Below are 24963 nucleotides of genomic sequence, written 5' to 3' on the forward strand. Positions count from 1 at the left end.
GCATCCGCCGCCAGTTTCTATTGTATTTCCATCAGAATAGCCCTTCCGGGGCAAATATTGGAGACCGGCGTGGCCGTCATCGTACCTTTCGAAACTCCCGGCGCGTCGATCGAACAGCTGGTTGCCCTTGTCGCCGGTGACATGGAGCGCGTCAACGCCACGATCCTGTCGCGGACCGGGTCTGATGTGACCATGATCCCGGAGGTCGCCAACCACCTCATCTCCTCCGGCGGCAAGCGCCTGCGGCCGATGCTGACGCTCGCCATGGCCAATCTGGCCGGCTACACCGGCGACGGCCACATCAAGCTCGCCGCGTCCGTCGAGTTCATGCACACCGCCACGCTTCTCCACGACGACGTCGTCGACGAGAGCGAGATGCGCCGCGGCAAGCTCTCGGCGCGCATGCTCTGGGGCAATGAGGCGAGCGTGCTGGTCGGCGACTTCCTGCTCGGACAGGCCTTCCGCATGATGGTCGAGGTCGGCTCGCTCCGCGCGCTCGACATTCTCTCCGCGGCGGCCGCCACCATCGCCGAGGGCGAGGTGATGCAGCTTGCGGCCGCCAAGAACACCGCGACCACCGAGGACGAATATCTCGCCGTGATCCGCGGCAAAACCGCCGAGCTGTTCGCGGCGGCCTGCGAGGTCGGCCCCGTGATCGCCAACCGCCCGAAGGCCGAGCAGACCGCCTGCCGCTCGGTCGGCATGAATCTCGGCATCGCCTTCCAGCTCGTCGACGATGTGCTCGACTATGGCGGCAAGAGCGCCAAGCTCGGCAAGAACACCGGTGACGATTTTCGCGAGGGCAAGATCACCCTGCCCGTCGTGCTCGCCTTCCGCCGCGGCAACGACACCGAGCGCGCCTTCTGGATCAAGGCGCTCGAGCGCGGCGAGATCGGCGACACCGACCTCGACCACGCCATCGGGTTGATGAACAAGCACCGCGCGCTTGAGGACACGATCAGCCGCGCCCACCATTACGGCGCCATGGCCGTCGACGCGCTGGCGCTGTTCCCGTCCTCGCCGATGAAGAGCGCGCTGGAGCAGGTCGTGGCGTTCTGTCTGGCGCGGTCGCATTAGGGCTCGCGTCTTTGGCGCACCAGTCGGGACGGCACGACTGAGTTAGCGCCACCACTGCAGCAACACCGTCATTGCGAGCGCCGCGAAGCAATCCAGAGTCCCTCCGCGGAAAGATTCTGGATTGCTTCGCTACGCTCGCAATGACGGAGCAGCTCTCGTGTCCCGGACGCGCTGCGGCGTGAAACGCTGCTGGGCAGAGCCGGGACCTACGCGACATCCGCAATCATCAGCAACATGGGCCCCGGACGCGGCGCACCGCGACTGGACGATGCTCCGCATCGCCAGAAAAGCGCTGCGCTGCGTCCGGAGCACGAGCCCGTCCAGTGACTTGCATTTTGCAAGTTACTGCCCTACCTTCCCGCCATGCAGCCCAAATCCCCCTCGATCCTGGAATGCCCGGTCGGCCGTGCCGTGGAGACGGTCGGCGAGTGGTGGAGCATTTTGATCCTGCGGGATGCGTTTCAGGGCTCCACGCGGTTCGACGAGTTCGAACGCAATCTCGGCATCGCACCGAACATCCTGTCACGGCGGCTTGCCCATCTCACCAAGACCGGCATGTTCGTCCGCCGCCGCTACAACGAACGCCCGCCGCGTTACGAATATGTGCTGACGGAAAAGGCGCGGGATTTCTTCTCCGTTGTCGCGGCACTGCTCGCCTGGGGCAACAAGCATCTCGCGCCGAAGGGCGAAGCCATCCTGCTGGCGAACCGCTCCGATCGTCGTCCGTTTGCCCCTGTTGTCGTCGATGCCGCCGACATGCAGCCGATCACGCTCGACAACGCGGTCATCATCGCGGGACCGCGCGCCAGCCGCGGGATGCGCGCGCGGCTCGCTTCGCTCAAAGCCATGAACCCGGCCGTTGCGCCGGCTGGAGACTGACATGCGTCGTATCGTCGTGACAGGCATGGGCGCGGTGTCGCCGCTCGGCTGCGGTGTCGAGCTGTCCTGGCGCCGGCTGCTCGCCGGCCAAAGCGGGCTGCGTCCCCTGCCCGAATGGGCACAATCACTACCCGCGCGCATTGCCGGTCTCGTGCCCGACAAGGCCGATGACGCCGAAGGCGGCTTCGACCCCGCGCAGGCGGCCGCGCCAAAAGACCAGCGCAAGATGGACCGCTTCATCCTGTTCGCGCTGCTCGCCACCGCAGAGGCGGTCGCGCAAGCCAAATGGACGCCGCAGGACGCGAGCGCGCTGGAACGGACCGCAACGATCATCGCCTCCGGCGTTGGCGGCTTCCCGGCGATGGCGGAGGCGGTGCGCATCACCGAGCACCGCGGCGCGCGCCGGCTCTCGCCGTTCACGATCCCCTCGTTCCTCGCCAATCTCGCCGCCGGCCACGTCTCGATCAAATACGGCTACAAGGGCGCGCTGGGCACCCCCGTCACCGCGTGTGCCGCCGGCGTGCAGGCGATCGGCGATGCCGCGCGCATGATCCGCGCCGGCGAAGCCGATGCCGCAATCTGCGGCGGCGCGGAGGCCTGCATCGATATCGTCAGCCTCGGCGGCTTTGCCGCGGCACGCGCGCTGTCGAGCTCCTTCAACGACGAGCCCACGCGCGCCTCGCGCCCGTTCGATCGCGACCGCGAGGGATTTGTGATGGGCGAAGGCGCCGGCATCCTCGTGATCGAGGAGCTCGAGCATGCGCTCGCGCGCGGCGCGACGCCAATTGCCGAGATCGTCGGCTACGGCACGACGGCGGACGCCTATCACATGACATCAGGTCCGCCCGACGGCGACGGCGCCCGCCGTGCGATGGAGATCGCGCTTCGGCAAGCCAACCTCGCGCCCGCGGATTTGCAGCATCTGAACGCGCATGCGACGTCGACGCCGGCTGGCGACGAGAGCGAGCTCGGCGCCATCGCCGCGCTGTTCGGCCGTAACCGCAGCATCGCGGTGAGCGCGACGAAATCGGCGACGGGCCATCTGCTCGGCGCCGCCGGCGGGCTGGAAGCGATCTTCACGATCCTGGCCCTGCGCGACCAGATCGCGCCGCCAACGCTCAATCTCGAAAATCCTGATCCGCGGGCGGAAGGCATCGACATCGTCTCCGGCGCAGCGCGCCAGATGCCGATGCAGCACGCGATCTCCAACGGGTTCGGCTTCGGCGGGGTCAATGCCAGCGCGATCTTCCGCAGGATGGGCTAAACGAGGGGCCTCTCGACCAGAAGCCTTGCAATCGCGGCGCGCTACGCTACGAAAACAGGATGATCGAAACGAATTTCTGGCTGTTCCTGGCCGCAGCCTGTCTCATTGCCGCCATTCCCGGCCCGGGCATTTTCTACGTCGCGGCACGGACCTTGTCGGAGGGACGCGCCAGCGGCTTTGCGTCGACCGCGGGCACGGCGCTGGGCGGGCTGGTTCATGTCATCGCGGGCAGCCTCGGCATCTCCGCGATCATTCTTGCCAGCGCTGAGCTGTTTGCCGTGGTAAAGCTTATCGGCGCGCTCTATCTGGTCTGGCTCGGCATCAAGACGTTTCTCAGTGCTGGCCGCGCGCTGTCGCTCGACAGCGAAGCCGTCGGCGACAAGCGTGCCTTCCGCGACGGTGTGCTGGTCGAGGCGTTGAATCCAAAAACCGCGGCGTTCTTCCTGGCTTTCATTCCGCAGTTCCTCGATCCCGCGGGATCGAGCCCGACGCTGCAATTCATCATGCTCGGCACAATCTCGGTGACGCTGAACACGCTCGTCGATGTCGTCGTGGTGCTGATAGCCTCCGCCACGCGCGCGCAACTGATCGGAAGACCGAATCTGATGCGCCGCCTCACCCAGGGCTCCGGCGTCTTCATCGCCGGCCTCGGCGTCTCGCTCGCACTGGCGCGGCGGCCGGCAAATGGATAGTGCCCCGCAAAGCCGCTTCTATGAATCACACGGCCTGCGGCTGCATTATGCCGATTGGGGCAACGACGGCGCGCCGCCCCTGATCCTCGTTCACGGCGGCCGCGATCATTGCCGGAGCTGGGACGTCATCGCCCGCTCGCTGCAAGCCCATTTCCACGTGATCGCGCCCGATTTGCGCGGCCATGGCGATTCCGACTGGACCAAAGGCGGCAGCTACGCGCTGACCGAATATGTCTACGATCTCGCCCAACTCGTCCGCAGCATCGCGGCGCCTCAAATCACTCTGATCGGCCATTCGATGGGCGGCATGGTGAGCCTGATCTTTTCGGGGGCATTCCCCGAACTGGTCTCCAGGCTCGTCGTGCTCGACGGCGTGACCATGTTGCCGGATACACCGAAGCCGCCGGCGCATGAGCGCATCGGAAAATGGGTCAGCCAGCTCGACAGGCTGCACGACCGCACGCCACGCCGCTATGCGACCCTTGAGGATGCCGCCGCGCAGATGGTGCTTCACAACAAGCGGCTGTCGCGCGACCTCGCGCTGCACCTTGCTACCCACGGCGCGCGGCAGAACGAGGAGGGCACCTATAGCTGGAAGTTCGATCCCTATCAGCGCGCCTCTGCGCCGCACCGGCTCTGGCCGGACGATCACGTCGCGCTGTGGTCGCGCATTACGTGCCCGACGCTGCTGCTCAATGCCGGCGAAAGTTTTCTGGCCGGCGCCAGGGCGGCGGGGCTGGAGCGCTATTTTCCGAACGCGCGCGTCGAAACCATCGCCGGCGCGGGGCACTGGCTACAGCACGACAAGCCGCAGGAGGTGCTGGGCGAGATCCGGCGGTTTTTGGGGCTCGACAAGGACGGTGCGAGTTAGCTCAGCTGCCGTAGGGTGGGCAAAGGCGCGACAGCGCCGTGCCCACCACCTCTCCCGGTCACAAAAATGGCGTGGGCACGCTTCGCTTTGCCCACCCTACGGCACCGTCGTCGCGGAAAGTCCTAGCTCAACGTCCCCGCATGCACCCACCAGCCGGGGTGATCCCTGCGGATCCTTTCAGCGGCGGCGTGCGCCTCGGTGGGCGCGCCATAGATCGCAAAGCACGTCGCACCCGAGCCGGACATGCGGGCGAGCTTGATGCCGGCGGAATCGCGCAAGGCTTCCAGCACCTCGCCGATCACAGGCTCGATGCGTAACGCAGGCGCTTCGAGATCGTTGGCGACGGTTTCGAGAACGTCGACCCAGTCGGCGATCGAGCCGCCCTCTTCCGGCCAGGCCGGAGCGTCGAGGACATCAGTGGCGCCGACGAGCAGCTCGCCGTTGCGCAGGCCCAACTCCTGGAACACATCCTTGGTCGCAACCGGCACGCGCGGATTGACCATCACGCAGGGCATGCTCGGCAACGCGAGCGGCAACAGCTGCTCGCCGACACCGGTCATGTCACAGGCGCGCGAGAACAGGCACACCGGCACGTCGGCGCCGGTCGCAAGCGCGACCTTCCGGAGGCGGGGATCATCGAGCGACAGATTGTTGAGACGCGCCAGCAGCCGCAGCGCCGCAGCAGCATCCGCCGAGCCGCCACCGATGCCGGCGGCAACGGGGAGCACCTTGTCGAGCGCGAAGGCGCCGAGCTTCAGGCCCGGCACAGCTTCGGCCAGGAGCTTGGCGGCCTTGAACACGAGATTATCGGACATCTCGCCACAAGCCGCGGCCAGCGGTCCCGTGGTGGCGAGCTTAAGCTCACCGCCCGGCTCCAGCGTCAGCCGGTCGGCGCAGTCGGCGAACGCGACGACGCTTTCGAGATCATGATAGCCGTCGGCACGACGGCCGATCACGCGAAGGGTCAGATTGACCTTCGCGCGCCCTTCTTCAATCAACGCCGGCATCGGCGACACGCCCCCAACTTCAGTTAGTCTAGCCGCCCTTGCCGTCGTCCTTCTTCTTCTCCGCCTGCGCGGCCGAAGAGTTCGAACTGTCCTCGGTCATGCCGTTGGCGATCTTGGCCTCGATCTTCGGAAGTTCATCCGGCTCGGGCTTGAGATCGCGCGCATGCGCCCACTGGAATTTGGCTTCCAGCGTGCGGCCAACGCGCCAATAGGCATCGCCAAGGTGATCGTTGATAGTGGGATCCTCGGGCTTGAGGTCGATCGCGCGCTCGAGGTTCTTCACCGCCTCCTCGTAATTGCCGATGCGGTAATAGGCCCAGCCGAGGGAGTCGACGATGTAGCCGTCGTCGGGACGCTGCTCGACGGCGCGCTTGATCATCTTCATGCCTTCGTCGAGATTCACGCCCTGGTCGATCCAGGAATAGCCGAGATAGTTGAGGACGTGCGGCTGATCGGGCTGCAGCTCGAGCGCCTTCTTCATGTCGGCTTCGGCCTTGCCCCATTCCTTGGAGCGCTCCTCGCAAATGCCGCGATAATAATACCAGACGCTGTTGGCCTTGTCGTTGCCGGCAGGCAGCACGTCGATGCCCCGCGAATAGGTCGCGCCGCAGTCGCCGAACTTCTTGCGGCCGCGCTCGAGATTGCCGAGCGCCATGATGGCTTCGAGATCCTTGGCATCGTCAGTCGTGACGCCCTTGAGGATCTTGATCGCCTCGTCGGTGCGGTCGGCGGAATCCAGATCAATGGCGAGCTGGATCTGCGCGTTGCGCTTTAGCGGCGAGGTCGCAGGTACGCGCTCATAGACCTTGATCGCCATCTGCGGCCGCTTCACCGATTCATAGAGATCGGCGAGCGAGAGCAGCGCCAGCGGATGGGTCGGCTGGAGGTAGAGCGAGAGCTGAAGATAGACCAGCGCCAGATCCTCGCCGCCGCGGCGGGTCAGCGTGGCGCCGATGCCGTACAGCGCTTCTGCGGCACCGGCCTGCGCGGAGTCGGCCAGCGGCGGCATCTTCTTGCCGGCCTTGGTGTCGCGCAGACCTTCCACGATCAGCGGATGGCGGGCGAGCTTCTTGTCGAACGCCTGGTAGACGGCGGTCGCGGCGGCGGAATCCTTGTTGCGCGACAGCCAGCGCGCATAGGCTTCGGTGACGCGCAGCATGGAATCATCGAGCTTGTAGGCGCGCTCGAAGCGGGTGCCAGCGTCCTTCTCCTTGCCGGAGAGCTCGAGGATCATGCCGGCGTGGAGGTCCTTGAACAGCGGATACCATTCCGGACCTGCGAGCTTGTCGATGGTGGCGACACCGCCCTTGGCATCACCGGCGCCGTAGGCGGCCCAGCCCGACAGCAGGGTTGCAACGAGATCGGTGATCGGACCGCGGATCGACTGGTTGATGTTGGTCTGCGCGGTCGCGTATTTCTTGAACTTGAGATCGTGCACGCCGACGACGAGCCGCGCGACGCGGTTGGTCTTGTCGATGGTCAGGATACGCTCGGCAAGCTTCACGGCTTCGTCGATGTCGCCATCGGCGACAGACGAGATGAAGGCACGGTCGAGCAGCTCGTTGTTCTTGGGGTCGGTGCGGAGCGCCGAGCGGTAGAATGCGGCGGCCGAGGCCGCATCGCGCTCGACGCTGGCGTGGCGGGCGGCGAGATAGCTGCCGGAGGTCGTGAGCGCTTTCAGATCATTTCGGTTCGGAAACTGCGCCGCCGTGTCGGACGGATGGTCCGGCGTCTGCGCCAGGGCCGCGCCGGGGACCGCCGCGATCGCGGTGCCCATCAGGGCGATGGCGGCAACAGTCCAGCGGTTGAAACGATTTGAGAACATCAGGGGCTCGCCTTGAGTTGGTAGTGCCTGGGTTTGCAGCAGAAGGCCGTATCGCATGCGAACGCGGCCGGTGGCATCGGGACCCGGAACCGTCAGGCCGACAATGCCGCTTTTGGCGCTTCACCGCAAGGATTCGGGCCGCGCGATCCCCTCCGCACGCCCCAAATCGGCCGACAATGCCCCAAGACCCTGCCAGTATGGCCTTATCGTGGCCGCAGGCCGCTATCCCGCCCCGGTTCTCACGCGAACGTGCGTCACAATGCCGGGGGCATGTCACATCGGCCCCGGTTCGCTTTGGTCCGGGTCCCGGCTTACATCGCCTCGTAGTTCGGGCCGCCGCCGCCCTCCGGGGGAACCCAGGTGATGTTTCCGTTGGGGTCCTTCACGTCGCAGGTTTTGCAGTGGACGCAATTCTGGGCGTTGATCTGGAAGCGCGGGCTCGAACCTTCTTCGATCCACTCATAGACGCCAGCCGGACAATAGCGATTCGAGGGACCGGCGAACACGTCGTGTTCGGAGGTCTTCTGCAGGTTCATGTCCGTGACCTTCAGATGGACCGGCTGGTCCTCTTCGTGATTGGTGTTGGACAGGAACACCGAGGACAGCTTGTCGAAGGAGATCTTGCCGTCCGGCTTCGGATAGTTCTTCGGCGCATGTTGCTTGGCCGGATCGAGCGTGGCGCGATCGGGCTTGGCATGTGACTGGGTGCCGAACAGCGAGGCGCCGAACAGCGTGTTGCACCACATGTCGAAGCCGCCGAGCGCGACGCCGAGCACGGTGCCGAACTTGGACCACAGCGGCTTGACGTTGCAGACCAGGAACAGATCCTTGCCGACCGACGAGGAACGCCACGCGTTCTCGTAATCGATGATCTCGTCATTGGCGCGATCGGCAGCGAGCGCCGACACGACATGCTCGGCGGCGAGCATGCCGGTGCCCATCGCATTGTGCACGCCCTTGATGCGGGGAACGTTGACGAAGCCGGCCGCGCAGCCGACCAGCGCACCTCCGGGGAAGGTGAGCTTCGGCACCGACTGATAGCCGCCCTCGGTGATCGCGCGCGCGCCATAGGCAAGCCGCTTGGCGCCTTCGAAAGTGCCGCGGATCGAGGGATGAGTCTTGAAACGCTGGAACTCGTCGAACGGCGACAGATACGGATCATCGTAGTTCAGATGCACGACGAAACCGACGGCGACGAGGTTGTCGTCGTAATGATAGAGGAACGAGCCGCCGCCGGTCTTCAGGTCGAGCGGCCAGCCGAACGAATGCTGGATCATGCCCTTCTGGTGCTTGGCGGGATCGATCTGCCAGACTTCCTTGAGGCCGATGCCGAACTTCGCCGGCTCGCTCTTGGAGTCCAGTGCGAACTTCGCGATGAGCTGCTTGGTCAGGCTGCCGCGCGCGCCTTCGGCGAACAGCGTGTACTTGCCGAGCAATTCCATGCCGCGGGTAAAGGAGTCCTTCGGCTTGCCGTCGCGCCCGATACCCATGTCGCCGGTGGCGATGCCCTTCACCGCGCCCTGCTCGTCATAGAGCACTTCGGCGGCGGCAAAGCCGGGATAGATTTCGACGCCAAGCGCCTCGGCCTTGCGTCCGAGCCAGCGGCAGACGTTACCCAGCGAGCCGATATAGCAGTGATGATTGTCCATCAGCGGCGGCATCATGAAGTTCGGCAGCTTGATCGCGCCGCCGGCCGTCATCCAGTAGAAGCGGTCGTCCTTCACTTGCGTCTTCAGCGGACAGTCGGAATCCTCGCGCCAGTCGGGAATCAGCTTGTCGAGCCCGGCCGGGTCGATCACGGCGCCGGAAAGAATATGCGCGCCGATCTCGGAGCCCTTCTCCACCACGACGACATTAAGATCGGCATTGAGCTGCTTCAGCCGGATCGCCGCGGCCAGGCCCGAGGGGCCGGCGCCGACGATGACGACGTCGAATTCCATGGATTCGCGCGGGGGAAGTTCTTCGGTGCTCATCTGATCTCAGCCCTTGAGACGGTCCTTGGTCGTTTGCGCCCTGTTGTTTCCGATTTTTCCGGGTAGGACAACCTCGGAATCGCGTTCCAGTGGGATGCAAGCCGCCCCGAACTGATATAAAAGTCCGACTTCCCATGATCCCCGAGCCCGCACCCACCGTCCGAGAGCTACTCGCCTTCTATCTGGAGGCCGGTGTCGACTGCGCGCTCGCGGAGGAGTCGATAGACCGTCTGGCGGAAATGGATGCCCCGCCGCCGGCCCCGCGCGCCGCGCCTCTGGTCGAGCCGCCACGGCCCGTCGCAGCGCCCACCGTCATGCGCGGCGAGGTCGCACCTGCGCCTGATGTCGCCATCGCCTCAGCACGCGAGGCTGCGCGAACCGCGCCGACGCTCGAGGCGCTGCGCGAGCTGATGCAAAGCTTCGAGGGCTGTGCGCTGAAACACACGGCGACGCGGCTGGTGTTCGCCGATGGCAATCCGCAGGCGCGCATCATGTTCGTCGGCGAAGCGCCGGGCCGCGACGAGGACATCGAGGGGCTGCCCTTCGTCGGGCGCAGCGGCAAGCTGCTCGATTTGATGCTAGGCGCCATCGGCCTCAACCGCACCACCGCCTACATCGCCAACGTGATTCCGTGGCGACCGCCCGGCAACCGCACGCCGACGCCGCAGGAGACGCAGATCTGCCTTCCCTTCATCCAGCGCCAGATCGAGCTGGTGAATCCCGATGTGCTGGTGACGCTCGGCAATCCATCGACCCAGACGCTGCTCTCGACCCGCGAAGGCATCATGCGCACGCGCGGACGCTGGTTCGAGTACGAGACCGGCCAGCGCACCATCCGCGCGCTGGCGACGTTCCATCCGGCCTATCTGTTGCGCTCGCCATCCTACAAGCGGCTGGCGTGGCAGGATCTGCGTGCGATCGCGAAGGTGCTGGCGGGATAGTGGGGGGCACAACGCTCTATCCCCGTCATTGCGAGCGCAGCGAAGCAATCCAGAATCTCTCCGCGGAGGCACTCTGGATTGCTTCGTCGCAAGAGCTCCTCGCATGATGACGGAGAGAGCTACGCAGGCGGCTCAACTTCCCTTCGGCCGCACGATGGCCCAGCCGATTCGCAAAAGCTGCTGGCGGCCGGTGACCAGCCATTCGAAGGCGCGCGGCACTTCGGGCACGATGCCGGGGAAGCGCGCGAGGATTTCCGGCGGCGGCGTGCCGGCCGTATCGGAGGCGCGCCAGACCACGACGCCGCCGGTCTCGCTGAATTTGGCCTGCGACATCCACGGCGTCCGCGCAGGTGCGGCATCGATGAACAGATGCGGCCGGCCGGAATGCAGCGCGACTAAGCTCGCAAGCTGGGTCTCGCCGGCGACCGCGCGCAGGCGGAGATTGGTGCGGCGGGCAAAGCTGTCGTCGAAGAAATCCGAGATCGCGCGCGCCGGCATCGAGGTCGCGATCTCGTTGGTCGCGGTCCAGGGCAGGAACAGCACGGCGAGCACGACGCCGACGGCGGGCGCGACGACGGCGGCAGCCCACACCGTCCGCAGCATGCGCGCGCGGCGCATCGCGATGAGATCGCCGGCGGCCACGACCACGGCAAGCCCGGACATCACCAGCACGACGCCGGCGCCGCCGACGATGGATTCGAGGCCCAGCAGGCTCGAGATCAGCACCGCACCGAGCGCCGGCGCCAGCGCGAAGAAATACACAAAATTGCGCGCGAGCGGCTCGACCGGGGGGCGATAGATGATCGGCGCGTCCTCGACCTTGGCGACGAACAGGCCGGTGTTGAGGAAGGTCAGCGCCGGGATCGCTGCAGCCCCGAGCACGAGCCCGCCGAGCAGCCAGGCCGCGTGGATCGCGCGGGCGTTCAGCTCCGCGAGCTCAGGCAAGGTCGGCAGGACCAGTGTCTCGGCGCGCATCAGCCAGACCGCGTAGGGCAGCGCCAGCACGGCGACGACGATCAGCGCGAACAGCGGATCGAGCGCGCGCAGCGTGCGGCGGCCGCCGGCGGTCGAGAGCGCGAAGATGACGAGCAGCACGAGAAGGAAGATCGCTGCGGGCGTGGTCAGCAGCAAGAGGCCCGCCTCGATCGACCAGGCGAACCAGGCATTGCCGCGGCGCTGGCCGATGATCTGCCAGGAGTGCAGCAGCAGCAGCGCCCAGAGCGGGCGCGCCAGCACCAGCGGGCCGAAGTCGAGCGCCGGCGAGGAGAACGCCAGCACCGTCATGGTCAAGAGCACCGCCAACACCGCCTGCTGCGAGCCGACCACGGCGCGGGAGAGATAATATAGCGTGATGAAGGTCGCGATCTCGCAGAGCTCGGCCAGCACATAGACGCCGAACATGTTGCCGCCGGCTGTGCGGTAGGCGATATCGGCAAGCCAGATCGGCAGGGGCGGGCCGAGATCAGTCCCGACCTGGTACTCGCGGCCGAACGCCAGCAGAGTCGCGAGGCTGCCGGGCGGGCTGCGATAGAACAGCAGCGCCACGAACAGCCACATCGCGGCCTGGAGCAGCACGGCGATCCACACGATCAGCCGCGGCCGGGCGCGAATGAGCTCGATGACCAGGGAGGTAAACCGCATGCAACGCCTGAAAGATGCAGCCAACCCGTCCAGCCGGCCCTATTCGCTCAACACTGTTTTGATAAAGGGGGTCACGCGCTGTGGCAACGACCGTCTGCTCTAGAGCCCTGCCGAAGCATCGATTTCGATGCCCGTCTGCACCTCCACCTCGGTGACCTCGAACAGATCCTGCACCGGCTCGACCGTCCAGGGCATGTGCTTGGCGCGGGCGGCGGCGACGGGGGCGAAGAAGCTGCGGTGGTGGATGGTGGGGCCGAGGCGGTTCAGCGCATCGAGATGCTCGGGGACGCCGTAGCCCTTGTGCTGCTCGAAACCGTAGCCGGGGCAGTCCTGCGCCAGCGCGCACATCAGGCGGTCGCGCGTCACCTTGGCGACGATCGAGGCGGCCGCGATCGACAGCACGATGCCGTCGCCGCCGATCACCGCCTCGCAGTCGCATTCCGTGTCGAGCCGGTCGCGGCCGTCGACAAAGACGTGGCGGGGCGCCTCGGGCAACGCCACCACGGCGCGCTTCAGCGCCCACAGCGAGGCGCGCAGGATGTTGTCGCGGTCGATACGGGCGCGTGAGGCAACGGCGACAGAAACCTGCGCGGTGGCGCAGATCCTGTCGAACAGTCTTTCGCGCGCCTCGGCGGTCAGGCGCTTGGAATCATCGATGCCGCGCGGGATGCGGTCGGGGTCGAGAATCACCGCGGCGGCCACCACAGGACCGGCCAGCGGCCCGCGGCCGGCCTCGTCGCAGCCCGCGACCGGCCAGATGCCGCGCTTGAGCAGCACGCGCTCACGGCGGAAGCTCGCCTTGGCAGGCGCGGCCGTCTTAGGCGCGTCCTTGGCTGGTTTCTTGTCCCGAATCATCGCCGGGATCGTGCGCAAGCGGCTTCGCCTGCGCAACCGGGAACCGATCGCAATTCCCGTTATTCAGGCAGGCCGCCCTACTCCGCCAGATGCACCCGCCTGTCCTCGCCGACCTCGATGCCGGGAGCGACTACGACCTCCCAGGGATGATCGTCAGGATCGGTGAAATAGCCGGAATAGCCGCCGTAATCGGTCTCATGCGCCGCTTTCAGCAACGAGGCGCCCTTCCCGAGCGCGAAAGCCAGCACGGCATCGACCTCCTCGCGTGTCCGGCAGTTCCAGGCGAGCGTCATGCCGCGGAAGGTCGTTGGCCGCGGACTGTCTGGCGATTTGGCATCGGCCGCGAGCTGATCCCAGGGAAACAGGGCCAGCACCGGACCGCCGGTATCGTAGAAGGCAACGGCCTCGCCTGTTACCTTCAGCCGGCGCGAGAAACCGAGCGCGTCGTAAAAGGCGATGCTGGCACGGATGTCGCTGACACCAAGCGTGATGACGGTGAGCCGCGGGATTGGGGTCGGCAGTTCTTTACTCATCTACGCCTCGCTACTTAGTGACTCAGAACAGGCTGAGCTGCTCGCCGTTCTGCTTCGGCCTCATAAAATGATCCGTCGTCAGTTTCGAGCGCCGCTTGTTGAGCCCGAGCCTGTCGCAGGCGATCTCGAAGCGGCGGCCGATGGTCCAGGCCATTGGACCCGTGCCCTTCATTCGCTCGCCCCATTTGGCGTCATAGTCACGGCCGCCGCGCATGTCGCGGATCAGCGTGAAGACGTGGCGATAGCGGTCCGGATAATTCGCCATCAACCATTCTCGGAAGAGATCGCGCACCTCCAGCGGCAGCCGCAGCAGCACGTAGGAGGCTTCTTTGACGCCGGCGTGCGCCGCGGCATCCAAAATGCGTTCGATCTCGGAATCATTCAGCGCGGGGATGACAGGCGCGACCATCACCGTGGTGGGAATGCCGGCCTCCGAGAGCTGCTTCAGCGCTTCCAGCCGCTTCGACGGTGTCGAGGCCCGCGGCTCCATGGTGCGCGCCAGTTTCGGATCGAGCGAGGTGACGGAGATGCCGACCTTGGCGAGGTTGCGCTTGGCCATGCGCGCGAGGATGTCGATGTCGCGCACGACCAGCGCCGATTTGGTGACGATGCCGACGGGATGGCCGGCGCGCTCCAGCACCTCCAGAATGCCGCGCATGATTTTGCGCTCGCGCTCGATCGGCTGGTAAGGATCGGTGTTGGTACCGATCGCGATCATCCTGGGCTCGTAGCCTGCTGCGGCAAGTTCCTTCTCAAGTAGTGCAGGCGCCTCGGGCTTCACGAACAATTTTGACTCGAAGTCGAGCCCCGGCGACAGGCCGAGATAGGCATGGGTCGGCCGCGCGAAGCAGTAGACGCAGCCGTGCTCGCAGCCGCGATAAGGATTGATCGAGCGGTCGAAACCGATATCGGGGGATTCGTTGCGGGTGATCACCTTGCGCGAGGTGTCGACCGCAACCGTCGTCTTGAACGGCGGCAGCTCTTCCAGGCTCTGCCAGCCGTCATCGAAGGCAACGCGGGCCTCGGCCTCAAATCGGCCGCTGGCGTTGGACTGCGCGCCTCGACCTCGCCTGCGCTGGCGCTCGATGGCGACCGCCAGTTCAGGAAAGTCAGAAGGCGCACCCGCCGGCTCGGAGGGCGCCGTGACCGGCGGGTGCTTGAGAGCAGAAGAAGCTGGACTCATGAAGCCAAGATAGCACGTCGAAGGAACAAATCAAGAACGCAAATAGAAAACGTGAAAACAACCCCATGCACAGTAGGGCTGCCCAAACTTTGCGCGGCCCTCCTTGACCTCACGCAACATCACCAAGTCAGCGATTTCGTTTGGTGGCGCAGAAGGATCGATCCCGCCAGAGCAGTGTTGGTGACGATCGCCAGCGCGAAGGGTCGGCACAACATGACAAATCAACAACAAGCGCGTGCGGCAAGCAGCGAACTCGATCTCCTCGATCGCTACTGGCGCGCCGCCAACTACCTTTCCGTCGGGCAGATCTACCTGCTCGACAATCCGCTGCTGCGCGAGCCGCTGCGGCCCGAGCACATCAAGCCGCGCTTGCTGGGACATTGGGGCACGACGCCCGGATTGAACTTCATCTACGCGCATCTGAACCGCGTCATCCGCGCGCTGGATGTCAGCGTGCTCTATGTCTGCGGCCCCGGCCATGGCGGGCCGGGAATGGTCGCCAACACGTATCTGGAAGGCAGCTACAGCGAGATCTATCCTGACATCGCGCGCGATGCGGATGGATTGCACAAACTTTTCCGACAGTTCTCCTTCCCCGGCGGCATTCCAAGCCACGCGGCGCCGGAAACACCGGGCTCGATCCATGAAGGCGGCGAGCTTGGCTACGCACTGGTGCACGCCTACGGCGCGGCGTTCGACAATCCCGATTTGATCGTCGCCTGTGTCGTCGGCGACGGCGAGGCCGAGACAGGCCCGCTCGCGGCGTCCTGGCACTCCAACAAGTTCCTGAACCCCGCCCATGACGGCGCGGTGCTGCCGATCCTTCATCTCAACGGCTACAAGATCGCCAATCCGACCGTGCTCGGGCGGATGCCCGACAGCGAGATCCGCGATCTCTTCCGCGGGTTGGGCCACGAGCCGCTGTTCGTCGAAGGCGACGATCCCAAACTGATGCACCAGGCCATGGCGGATGCGTTCGACGTCGCATTCGCCAGCATCCGCTCGATCCAGCAGCACGCCCGCGGCGAGCGCAAGTCGGTCGAGCGGCCGCGCTGGCCGATGATCGTGCTGCGCAGTCCGAAGGGCTGGACCGGCCCAAAGGAAGTCGACGGCAAGAAGGTCGAAGGTTTTTGGCGCGCGCATCAGGTTCCCGTTGCGAGCTGCCGCGAAAATCCGGCCCATCTGAAGCTTCTCGAAGACTGGATGCGCAGCTACGAGCCGGAAAAGCTGTTCGACAGGAGCGGCGCGCTCATCCCCGAGCTTCAGGCGCTCGCGCCCGAAGGCAATCGCCGTATGGGTGCCAATCCGCACGCCAATGGCGGGCTTCTGAAGAAGGAGCTGAAGCTGCCGGACTTCCGCAACTTCGCGGTCGAGGTGCCGCAGCCCGGCGGCGTCGTAGGGGAAGCAACGCGCGAACTCGGAAAATTCCTGCGCGACGTCATCCGCCTCAACGCACAAGAGCGCAATTTCCGCATCATGGGGCCGGACGAGACCGCGTCAAACCGGCTGGATGCGGTGTTCGAGACGACCGAACGCGTCTGGATGGAGCCGATCGAATCCTACGACGTGCATCTCGCGCAGGACGGCCGCGTGATGGAGGTGCTGAGCGAGCATCTCTGCCAAGGCTGGCTCGAAGGCTACCTGCTCACCGGACGGCACGGCTTCTTCTCCTGCTACGAGGCCTTCATCCACATCGTGGATTCCATGTTCAACCAGCACGCCAAATGGCTGAAGGTGACGCGGCATCTGCCATGGCGGCGCCCGATCGCTTCGCTGAATTATCTGCTGACCTCACATGTCTGGCGCCAGGACCATAACGGCTTCAGCCATCAGGACCCCGGCTTCGTCGATCTCGTCGCCAACAAGAAGGCCGACATCGTCCGCATCTACTTTCCGCCGGATGCCAACACCTTGCTGTGGATCGCCGATCACTGCCTGCGCACCTATGACCGCATCAACGTCATCGTCGCCGGCAAGCAGCCGGCGCCGCAATGGCTCTCGATGCAGGACGCGGCCACGCATTGCGATGCCGGCATCGGCATCTGGACCTGGGCCGGCAACGAGGACGCGGGACAAGAGCCGGACGTCGTGATGGCCTGCGCCGGCGACGTGCCGACACTGGAGACACTCGCCGCCGTCGACCTGCTGCGCAAGGAACTGCCGGACTTGAAAATCCGCGTCGTCAACGTCGTTGATCTCATGACGCTGCAGCCGAGGGAGCAGCACCCGCATGGACTTTCTGATCGCGACTTCGACAGCCTGTTCACATCGGACAAGCCCGTGATCTTCGCCTATCACGGCTATCCCTATCTCATCCACCGTCTCACCTATAATCGCACCAACCATGCCGGCATGCATGTGCGCGGCTTTGCCGAGGAAGGCACCACGACGACGCCGTTCGACATGGTCGTGCTCAACGGGCTCGATCGCTATCACCTTGCGATCGAGGCGATCGAGCGCGTGCCGGGGCTTGCGGCCAAGGCCGCGCAGGTGAAGCAGGCGTTCCGCGACAGACTGATCGAGCATTCGCATTACGTCCGCGAGCACGGCGAAGATATGCCGGAGATTCAAGAATGGGTTTGGCAGAACAGTGCCGGCGGCAATACGCCCGCTGAAGCAGGCGATTGAAGGCCGCCATGCCCGACACGGTCCTCGTCCTCAATTCGGGTTCGTCGAGCATCAAGTTCGGCCTGTTCGACATCTCGGCGGACGAGCCTGTCCTGCTCTGCAAGGGCCTGCTCGACGAGCACGCGGACAAGCCACGGCTCGTGGTGAAAAGCCCCGCCGGCGAAGATTTGTTCGAGACGCGGAAGGACGCGACGGATGCGGACGGCGGTCATCTGTTCGCCGACGTGCTCGGTTTCATTGAGGATCACTTCGGCGCTGGTAGCTTGTGCGCCGTCGGCCACCGCGTCGTTCATGGCGGCCCGGACTATTCAGGTCCAGTTACGCTGACGGACGACGTCACCGCGAAGCTGGAGGCGCTGACGCCGCTGGCGCCGCTGCACCAGCCGCGGTGCCTGGCGCCGGTCCGTACCATCACAGCGATCCGGCCCGACCTGACGCAGATCGCCTGCTTCGACACCGCCTTCCATCACAGCATTACGCCGCCGGCGAACCGCTTCGCCATTCCGAGGCGTTATCAAGAGCGCGGCATCCGGCGCTACGGCTTTCACGGCCTGTCGTTCGAATATGTCGCAGGGCGCCTCGCTGCGATCGCGCCGCAGCTCGTCGCAAAGCGTACCGTCATCGCGCATCTCGGCAATGGCGCGAGCCTTTGCGCATTGCATGACGGCCGCAGCGTCGACACCACGATGGGATTGACGCCGCTCGATGGCCTCGTGATGGGCACGCGCTGCGGCACGATTGATCCCGGCGTGCTGCTCTATCTGCAACAGCACGAGAACATGTCGGTCGAGGACGTCCAGCACCTGCTCTATCACGAGTCTGGCCTGCTTGGCGTCTCCGGTATCTCCGCCGATATGCGCACCCTGCTTGCGAGCCGCGAGCCCGCGGCACGGAACGCGGTGGACCTGTTCGTCTTCCGCGCGGCGCAGCAGGTTGCGATGATGGCGGCCTCGCTTGAGGGGATCGACTGTCTGGTCTTCACCGGCGGCATCGGCGAACATGCGAAGGAAATCCGCAGCGCGATCGGCGAGCGGCTCGCATGGCTCGGTGTGTGCATTGATGAGGCGGCGAACGACGGCGCGCGCGAGCGCATCAACACCGGCGACAGCGCCGTGGACGTCTTCGTGATCCCGACCAATGAGGAGCTGACGATTGCACGGCATTGCGTCGCGGTGCTGATGAATTGAGGTACGATCGGCGGTGGCTCTTACTTCCCTTCTCCCCTTGTGGGAGAAGGTGGCGCGAAGCGCCGGATGAGGGGTTCTATCCGCGTTCACGTGCGCAAATGAGTATGCGGAGACATACCCCTCACCCGAGTGAATTCGTGTCTCCCAACGGCGCTGCCCTCTCCCGCAAGGGGCGAGGGCGCAGTCATGCGCATCTCGCTTGCGGTGTGGCGAACTAATGCGTCCCCGACCATATCTGGACGCATCCGATCACGACCTCGATCACGATCAGCACCACGACCGCGATTTCGAGGCGGAGCGAGCGCTGGGTGTCGATGATGTCGGTCAGCGCATCGGCCGTTTCCGCGACAACCGTAAGCTTGCGCTCGAGTGTGTCGAGGCGCTCCTTCAGCTCGTACTCGTCTTCGAGACGCGCATAGAGCCGGTCGAGCTGCGGCTTTTCCCAGAGCGCATCGGGCTTTTCGGCAATCGCAACGCGGCCGGCGACGCGCTGCTGGACCAGAAGCGCATTGCCGATGAGCTGCAAGATGCCCTTGCGCCGTCGCGAGGTACGGCCTTTCTCGGCGAGCTCCCGTGCAAAGGGCTCGATGACATCGAACACCGCCGCGACGCGCCGTTCGTCGCGCGCCAGCGACGTGCTCTTGGCGAGAGCGTCCGCAATCAGCAGCAGCCGTTCGTCGGAAAATTTCGAGAGGCAGATCGGCCCGCCCGGCTGGATCGCCTCGGCGTTTTCGTCCTTGCAGAGCTGAGCCTGCGCGATCTCCTCCTCGAAGGGGCTGAGTTCGCCGGTCACGCGGGACTTCAGGCTGTCGAGCAGCACCTTCTCTTCCGAAGGAAGGAGGCCAATCAGCACGACGACGCCGTAGCGGAAAATGACGACAAGGCCGGCATGGACGCGGAAGGCGGCCGGCGTCGAGGAGACCGGCGCACCCACCTCGAGCCCGGACGGATTGATCCGTTCGCCCAACATCACGGCGCGGATTCGCAAGGTCGGCGCGACATCCGGCTTAGTGTCCGCCTTGGGCGATGTTGCAGGACCACTAACAGCAAGTTGATCGGCATTCATGTGAAGCTCTCGTCGGCATCGCGGATTGCAGGCTTTTCCCGTTTCCGGGTCGTTTCGCGCGTCTCCTCCGTCTGCAGGATTGCGATCTGCCTGCACGGCGCGCAATATCGCAGCCAAACTCCGGATTAATACTGGGACGGCGAACCTGCGCCGAAATATTCGGCAACATTGCCACCCCGCAGGGGACATATTTGGATGCGATGGCTCTGGCAGTTTACCATCGAACGCCGAATTCCCGGCGAAAAGTTGCTCTCGGCGCCGCCGCGTGTTTATGACAACATCATAACGGACTACGCTTCTCCCGAAGTGCGGACATTGAAGCCTCAATCATGCTGAGCGTCATTATACCGACCGAAGGCGTCGAGCAGACGGCGGTCGCAACTCTGGCCGCGCTGGTGCCCGGTGCAGCAGCGGGCGTCATCAAGGAAGTGCTCCTTGTCGACGGCACCCGCAATGGCGTCATCGAGCGCGTTGCCGACGTCGCCGGCTGCCGTTTCATCGGTTTTGAAGGGTCCTCGCAAGGCGCGGCGCTCGCCGCCGGTGCGCTCCAGGCCCGTTCGCCCTGGCTGATGTTTCTCCCCGCAGGCGCGGTGCTGGAGACCGGCTGGATCGAGGAGACCACCCAGTTCATCCAAAGCGTCGCGTCCAGCGGCCGGGATCGCGCAGCGGTGTTCCGTTATGCGCGTTCGCCTTACGCCAAGACCGGATTCCGGGATGCCCTCCGGGCGGTGGTGCGCAAACTCGTCGGCCCGCTCGGCGATCAGGGGCTTTTGATCGCGCGTGATCATTACGACCGGATTGGCGGCTACCCGCCCCAGGCCCGCCGTTCCGAGGCGCGGCTGCTGCGGCGGCTCGGCCGCTCGTCCCGGATCATGCTGCGCAGCCGGATCGTCATGGTCGGCTGAGGCCACACAATACTTGCCAAAGTCAAATGATTGCTTGACAATAGCAAGTATCGAGGTGAGCCATTATCGAGATGAACCATGGCAATCGACGGGACCGACGACCAGATCGCAGCGGTTCGCGCCTTCAACCGCTTCTATACCCGCAAGCTCGGGGTGCTCGACCAGCACCTGGGAAATAGCTCGTTTTCGCTCAGCGAGGCCCGGGTGCTCTATGAACTCGCGCATCGCGACGACCTTGCGGCAAAAGAGATCGGAAACGAGCTTGGTCTCGACCCCGGCTATCTCAGCCGCATCGTACAAAGCTTCGATGAGAAGGGGCTGATCACGCGCAGGCCCCTGCCCGCCGATCGCAGGCAATACCAGCTCAGCCTCACCGCCAAGGGCCGCCAGACCTTCGCCAAGCTGAGCCTGGGCTCGCAAAATGAGGTCGCCGCCATGCTGGCTCAGCTTTCGGCCGGCGATGCAACGCGGCTCACGCGGGCCATGGCAACCATTGAGACCGTGCTGGAGCAACGCCAGAGCCAGCCCGCGGCCGTCGTGCTGCGCAGCCATCGCGTCGGCGACATGGGCTGGGTCATCTCCCGGCAGGCCGCCGCCTATGCCGCCGACTACAATTGGGACATCAGCTACGAGGCGCTCATCGCCGAGATCTGCGCACAGTTCATCAAGAATTACGACGCCGCGCGCGAGCACTGCTGGATCGCTGAAGTGGGTGGCGAGCCGGTCGGCTCGATCTTTCTGGTCAAGGCCACGGACGAGACCGCCAAGCTGCGCCTGTTGCAGGTGGAGAAGAAAGCACGGGGACTTGGCGTCGGTCGCGCGCTGGTCGAGCAATGCCTCCAGGGCGCACGCGAGAGGGGCTACAGCAAGATGACGCTGTGGACACAGAGCATCCTGGTTGCGGCACGCGGGATCTACAAGGCCGCCGGCTTCAAGCTCGTCGCCACCGAACCGCATCGCAGTTTTGGGCAGGATCTGATTGGGGAAACGTGGGAGCGCAATCTCTGAAGCTGCAGCAGCGGGCGAGATGCGATGCGCCCTCGCCCCTTGTGGGAGAGGGCATCTCCGCCAGTAGATACAAGCTCGCTTGGGTGAGGGGTATGTCTCCGCAAGCGATGATGCGCGCCGATGGATACCCCTCATCCGGCGCTTCGCGCCACCTTCCCCCACAAGGGGGGAAGGGAAGCAAGCATCTTACACCGTCGCGCCTTGCGCCTTCGGTCGGCGCAGGTGTTCGTCAAGCCTGGGCATGATCTCGACGAAATTGCAGGGGCGCGTGCGGTAGTCGAGTTGCGCGGCCAGGATGCCGTCCCAGCCGTCACGGCAAGCGCCGGGCGAACCCGGCAGGCAGAAGATGTAGGTCGCGCCGGCAACGCCGGCGGTGGCGCGGCTCTGGATCGCCGACGTCCCGATCTTGGCGTGGCTCAGCATGTGGAATGCGATCGAGAAACCGTCCATGCGTTTCTCGAACAGCGGCTCGATCGCCTCCGGCGTGACATCGCGCCCGGTAAAGCCGGTGCCGCCGGTGGTGATGACGACATCGATGCCGGCATCAGCAATCCAGCGGCGAATGACGGCGCGGATCGCCTCGACATCATCGGTGACGATCTCGCGCGCGGCGAGGTGATGGCCCGCTGTGGTGAGACGGTCAGCGAGCGTCTGGCCGGATTTGTCATCCGCAAGCGCACGCGTGTCGGAGACGGTGAGCACCGCGATGTCGAGCGGGATGAACTGTTTTGCTTCGTCGATGGACGCCACGACTTTTTCCTCTCGTGTCCCGGACGCGGTGCAGCGCGGTAGCGGTGCGCCGCAGAGCCAGGACCTATTTGCCGGCACGCTGGGCCCCGGCTCGGCAGCGCATCACTTCGTGCTGCGCTGCGTCCGGGGCACGAGACTCGCGACTACCCGCCGCCGCCGAACGTATTGCAGGCCTGCACCGTTCCCTGCTGGTAGCCGGTCATGAACCATTGCTTGCGCTGCGCGGCGGAGCCGTGAGTAAACGAATCCGGCACGACGCGACCCGTGGCCTGGCGTTGCAGCGTGTCGTCGCCGATTGCGCTCGCCGTGGTCAGCGCGGCGTCGATATCGCCGGGCTCGAGGAAGTTCGGACGCTTCTTCGCTTCGCGATTGACCCAGACGCCGGACAGGCAGTCAGCCTGCAATTCGACCTTGACCTGGAGCGCGTTGGACTCGGCCTTGCTGCCGGCCTGCTGCTGCAGCCGCGTCACGCGCGGGATGATGCCGAGCAGGTTCTGGATGTGATGGCCGGCCTCATGCGCGATGATGTAGGCGGTGGTGAAATCGCACGCCGACTTGCCGGAGCAGCCGCGGAAGCGCGTCTCGACCTCGCGGAAGAAGCCGGTGTCGAGGAAGATGGTTTTGTCCGGCGGGCAATAGAACGGGCCCATCGCCGACTCTGCCCGACCGCAGCGTCCGCCATTGGTGACGTTGCGGAACAGCACGACCTTCGGACCGGTATAGGACTGGCCGCTGGCCTGGAAGATCTCACTCCAGCGATCGTCGATCTCGCCGAGGATGCCGGAGATCATGCTGCCCATCTCGTCGGTCGGCGCCCCGCGCTTGGCCGAGGTCGACGTCGACTGGCGATCGGTTTGGTAGCTGGGCGCCTGGCCGCCGCCGGTGAGGATCTCGGCGCCGCCGATCAGGATGCGCGGGTCGATGCCAAAAGCGTAGCCGATCAGGCCGAGCACGATCACGGTGCCGATACCGAGCCCGCCACCTCCCATCGGCAGGCCGAACCCGCCTCCTCCTCCACCGCCGCCGCCACTATCGTCGCGGCGGTCTTCCACGTCATCGCTGCGGCGGAAATCATCGTAGCGCATGGCGGGCTTCCCTCGGTCCTTGATGGCAATAATCGGGCACGCTACAGCGCGAAAGCTCAACGCGCCACATACGTAAAATTTCCGTTGCCTTTATCAATATCGCGCTCGGCAAAAATTGCCTAGTGCGGCAGCATGCCGATGCCAGCAATTTTTTCCGAGGGGCAGCAATTTTTTCCGAGAGAATTTTGCAGTCTTTTTGATGCTCCGGTCGCTCCCGCAACGCGAAGAAATACGAAATACACTGCAAAACGCGGCGATTGCGCAAGACCAACCGCGCGCTCATCGCGTTGCGAGGCCTGCTCACGAAAGCGGCGGGTTAAGTCGATTTTTACTTTGCCGCTTCAATGTACTGATCAGTCGGTTGTTTGGTCCCGCGTCGCCGACAGCGTCGCCTGAGTCAGAGTTCTTGAGTCATGGTAGTGTCGCGTCGCGGGGCGTCTGCAAGGGCGCCCCGCACAAATTTTGAATCCGCTTCGCACAGCATCATCCTCGGTGATTGCGTCGCCGAGATGTCGAAGCTTCAGGCTGGTTCGGTCGACCTCGTGTTCGCCGATCCGCCCTACAATCTCCAGCTCAAGGGCGATCTCAAGCGCCCTGACGAATCCCATGTCGATGCCGTCGACGACGACTGGGACAAGTTCGATTCATTCTCCGCCTATGACGATTTCACCCGCGCCTGGCTGCTTGCCGCCCGCCGCGCGATGAAGCCGTCGGCGACGATCTGGGTGATCGGCTCCTATCACAACATCTTCCGCGTCGGCGCGATCATGCAGGACCTCGGCTTCTGGCTCCTGAACGACATCGTCTGGCGCAAGACCAACCCGATGCCGAATTTCCGCGGCCGCCGCTTCACCAACGCGCACGAGACGATGATCTGGGCGGCGCGCGACGAGAAGGCCAAGGGCTACACGTTCAACTACGAGGCGCTGAAGGCCGCCAATGAGGACGTGCAGGCACGCTCCGACTGGCTGATCCCGCTCTGCACCGGCGAAGAGCGCCTCAAGGGCGCCGACGGCAAGAAAGTGCATCCGACGCAGAAGCCGGAAGGCCTGCTCGCGCGCGTGCTGCTGTCCTCGTCCAAGCCCGGCGATCTCGTGATCGATCCCTTCAACGGCACCGGCACCACCGGCGCCGTCGCAAAACGCCTCGGCCGCTCCTATATCGGCTTCGAGCGCGACAAGACCTATGCCAAGGCGGCCGAAGCGCGCATCGCCGCGGTCGAACCGCTGCCGGAGGCGAGCCTCGCTCCGTTCATGACCGCGCGCGAGGCGCCTCGCGTGGCGTTCTCCGAGCTGATCGAGCGCGGCATGATCATGCCCGGCGCAAAGCTGTTCGACGCCAAGAAGAAGCTTGGCGCGCTGGTCCGTGCCGACGGCGCCATCATGTTCGGCGACAAGGTCGGCTCGATCCATCGTATGGGCGCGGTGGCGCAGGGCGCACAGGCCTGCAACGGCTGGACCTTCTGGCACATCGAGACCAAGAAGGGTCTCAAGCTGATCGACGAACTCCGCGCCGAGATCCGCGCCGGCATGGCGGCGGGGTAGCCCAACTTCGATCTCGTAGGGTGGGCAAAGGCGCCCTTGCGCCGTGCCC

At 65.0% G+C, this 24963-nt stretch carries 21 protein-coding genes; 11 read left to right on the plus strand and 10 right to left on the minus strand.

What is annotated here, in order from left to right; translation table 11 throughout:
* Window positions 1–69: 69 nt before the first annotated feature.
* The 5 genes from IVB29_RS08065 (at window position 70) to IVB29_RS08085 (ending at window position 4783) form a co-directional block, all read left to right on the plus strand.
* The gene (locus tag IVB29_RS08065) at window positions 70–1077 is read left to right on the plus strand and encodes a polyprenyl synthetase family protein (RefSeq protein WP_247502859.1); all 1008 of its coding nucleotides are present in this window, start codon (window positions 70–72) and stop codon (window positions 1075–1077) included.
* A gap of 363 nt (window positions 1078–1440) precedes the next feature.
* A complete protein-coding gene (locus tag IVB29_RS08070) occupies window positions 1441–1956 on the plus strand; it encodes a helix-turn-helix domain-containing protein (RefSeq protein WP_247502860.1) in 516 nt (171 codons plus the stop codon).
* A 1-nt stretch (window position 1957) separates the two neighbouring features.
* Window positions 1958–3220 (plus strand): beta-ketoacyl-ACP synthase II, encoded by a 1263-nt coding sequence (fabF, locus tag IVB29_RS08075; protein WP_247502861.1) that lies wholly within the window; start codon window positions 1958–1960, stop codon window positions 3218–3220.
* Between the two features lie 59 nt (window positions 3221–3279).
* Window positions 3280–3912 (plus strand): LysE family translocator, encoded by a 633-nt coding sequence (locus IVB29_RS08080; protein WP_247502862.1) that lies wholly within the window; start codon window positions 3280–3282, stop codon window positions 3910–3912.
* Complete coding sequence (locus IVB29_RS08085; RefSeq protein WP_247502863.1) at window positions 3905–4783, plus strand: alpha/beta hydrolase; 879 nt, start codon at window positions 3905–3907, stop codon at window positions 4781–4783. Before IVB29_RS08080 ends, IVB29_RS08085 begins: the two co-directional genes overlap by 8 nt.
* A 122-nt stretch (window positions 4784–4905) precedes the next feature.
* On the opposite strand, the gene IVB29_RS08090 is transcribed toward IVB29_RS08085, so the two are convergent.
* From IVB29_RS08090 to IVB29_RS08100, 3 genes are all read right to left on the minus strand, one after another.
* Window positions 4906–5790, minus strand: a complete 885-nt coding sequence (locus IVB29_RS08090; protein ID WP_247502864.1) for a 4-(cytidine 5'-diphospho)-2-C-methyl-D-erythritol kinase — start codon at window positions 5788–5790, stop codon at window positions 4906–4908.
* Between the two features lie 28 nt (window positions 5791–5818).
* Complete coding sequence (locus IVB29_RS08095; RefSeq protein WP_247502865.1) at window positions 5819–7615, minus strand: tetratricopeptide repeat protein; 1797 nt, start codon at window positions 7613–7615, stop codon at window positions 5819–5821.
* A 311-nt stretch (window positions 7616–7926) separates the two neighbouring features.
* Window positions 7927–9588 (minus strand): electron transfer flavoprotein-ubiquinone oxidoreductase, encoded by a 1662-nt coding sequence (locus tag IVB29_RS08100; protein ID WP_247502866.1) that lies wholly within the window; start codon window positions 9586–9588, stop codon window positions 7927–7929.
* A gap of 134 nt (window positions 9589–9722) precedes the next feature.
* Here IVB29_RS08100 and IVB29_RS08105 point away from each other — a divergent pair, with 134 nt between their 5' ends.
* Entirely contained in the window at window positions 9723–10529 is an 807-nt protein-coding gene (locus IVB29_RS08105; RefSeq protein WP_247502867.1) for a uracil-DNA glycosylase, read from the plus strand.
* Window positions 10530–10661: 132 nt separating this feature from the next.
* Here IVB29_RS08105 and IVB29_RS08110 read toward each other — a convergent pair whose 3' ends face one another.
* The 4 genes from IVB29_RS08110 to IVB29_RS08125 form a co-directional block, all read right to left on the minus strand.
* Window positions 10662–12170, minus strand: coding sequence for a glycosyltransferase family 39 protein (locus IVB29_RS08110; RefSeq protein WP_247502868.1), 1509 nt, complete (start codon window positions 12168–12170; stop codon window positions 10662–10664).
* Window positions 12171–12269: 99 nt separating this feature from the next.
* Complete coding sequence (locus IVB29_RS08115; RefSeq protein ID WP_247502869.1) at window positions 12270–13025, minus strand: ribonuclease HII; 756 nt, start codon at window positions 13023–13025, stop codon at window positions 12270–12272.
* Between the two features lie 77 nt (window positions 13026–13102).
* Window positions 13103–13558 carry a VOC family protein gene (locus IVB29_RS08120; protein ID WP_247502870.1) on the minus strand — a complete coding sequence of 152 codons (456 nt, stop codon included), beginning with the start codon at window positions 13556–13558 and terminating at the stop codon, window positions 13103–13105.
* A 22-nt stretch (window positions 13559–13580) separates the two neighbouring features.
* Window positions 13581–14741: a PA0069 family radical SAM protein gene (locus IVB29_RS08125; RefSeq protein ID WP_247502871.1), complete on the minus strand. Its 1161-nt coding sequence runs from the start codon at window positions 14739–14741 to the stop codon at window positions 13581–13583.
* 213 nt (window positions 14742–14954) lie between these two features.
* On the opposite strand from IVB29_RS08125, the gene IVB29_RS08130 reads away from it, so the two are divergent.
* Together IVB29_RS08130 and IVB29_RS08135 are read left to right on the plus strand one after the other, a co-directional pair.
* Window positions 14955–17369 (plus strand): phosphoketolase family protein, encoded by a 2415-nt coding sequence (locus tag IVB29_RS08130; protein ID WP_247502872.1) that lies wholly within the window; start codon window positions 14955–14957, stop codon window positions 17367–17369.
* Window positions 17370–17377: 8 nt separating this feature from the next.
* Window positions 17378–18556 (plus strand): acetate/propionate family kinase, encoded by a 1179-nt coding sequence (locus IVB29_RS08135; protein ID WP_247502873.1) that lies wholly within the window; start codon window positions 17378–17380, stop codon window positions 18554–18556.
* 214 nt (window positions 18557–18770) lie between these two features.
* Here the strand turns inward: IVB29_RS08135 and IVB29_RS08140 are convergent, their stop codons facing one another.
* The gene (locus IVB29_RS08140; RefSeq protein WP_247502874.1) at window positions 18771–19622 is read right to left on the minus strand and encodes an RMD1 family protein; all 852 of its coding nucleotides are present in this window, start codon (window positions 19620–19622) and stop codon (window positions 18771–18773) included.
* Window positions 19623–19951: 329 nt separating this feature from the next.
* On the opposite strand from IVB29_RS08140, the gene IVB29_RS08145 reads away from it, so the two are divergent.
* Both IVB29_RS08145 and IVB29_RS08150 read left to right on the plus strand, forming a co-directional pair.
* The gene (locus IVB29_RS08145) at window positions 19952–20527 is read left to right on the plus strand and encodes a glycosyl transferase (RefSeq protein WP_247502875.1); all 576 of its coding nucleotides are present in this window, start codon (window positions 19952–19954) and stop codon (window positions 20525–20527) included.
* Between the two features lie 78 nt (window positions 20528–20605).
* Entirely contained in the window at window positions 20606–21535 is a 930-nt protein-coding gene (locus tag IVB29_RS08150) for a helix-turn-helix domain-containing GNAT family N-acetyltransferase (protein ID WP_247502876.1), read from the plus strand.
* A 186-nt stretch (window positions 21536–21721) separates the two neighbouring features.
* Here IVB29_RS08150 and moaB read toward each other — a convergent pair whose 3' ends face one another.
* Complete coding sequence (moaB, locus tag IVB29_RS08155) at window positions 21722–22285, minus strand: molybdenum cofactor biosynthesis protein B (RefSeq protein ID WP_247502877.1); 564 nt, start codon at window positions 22283–22285, stop codon at window positions 21722–21724.
* Window positions 22286–22428: 143 nt separating this feature from the next.
* Entirely contained in the window at window positions 22429–23370 is a 942-nt protein-coding gene (locus IVB29_RS08160; protein ID WP_247502878.1) for a neutral zinc metallopeptidase, read from the minus strand.
* Between the two features lie 413 nt (window positions 23371–23783).
* Here IVB29_RS08160 and IVB29_RS08165 point away from each other — a divergent pair, with 413 nt between their 5' ends.
* On the plus strand, window positions 23784–24914 hold the full coding sequence (locus IVB29_RS08165) for a site-specific DNA-methyltransferase (RefSeq protein ID WP_276576847.1): 1131 nt from the start codon (window positions 23784–23786) through the stop codon (window positions 24912–24914).
* Window positions 24915–24963: the final 49 nt, after the last annotated feature.

This window comes from Bradyrhizobium sp. 1, assembly GCF_023073315.1.
In the GTDB taxonomy this organism is placed as follows: Bacteria; Pseudomonadota; Alphaproteobacteria; order Rhizobiales; family Xanthobacteraceae; genus Bradyrhizobium.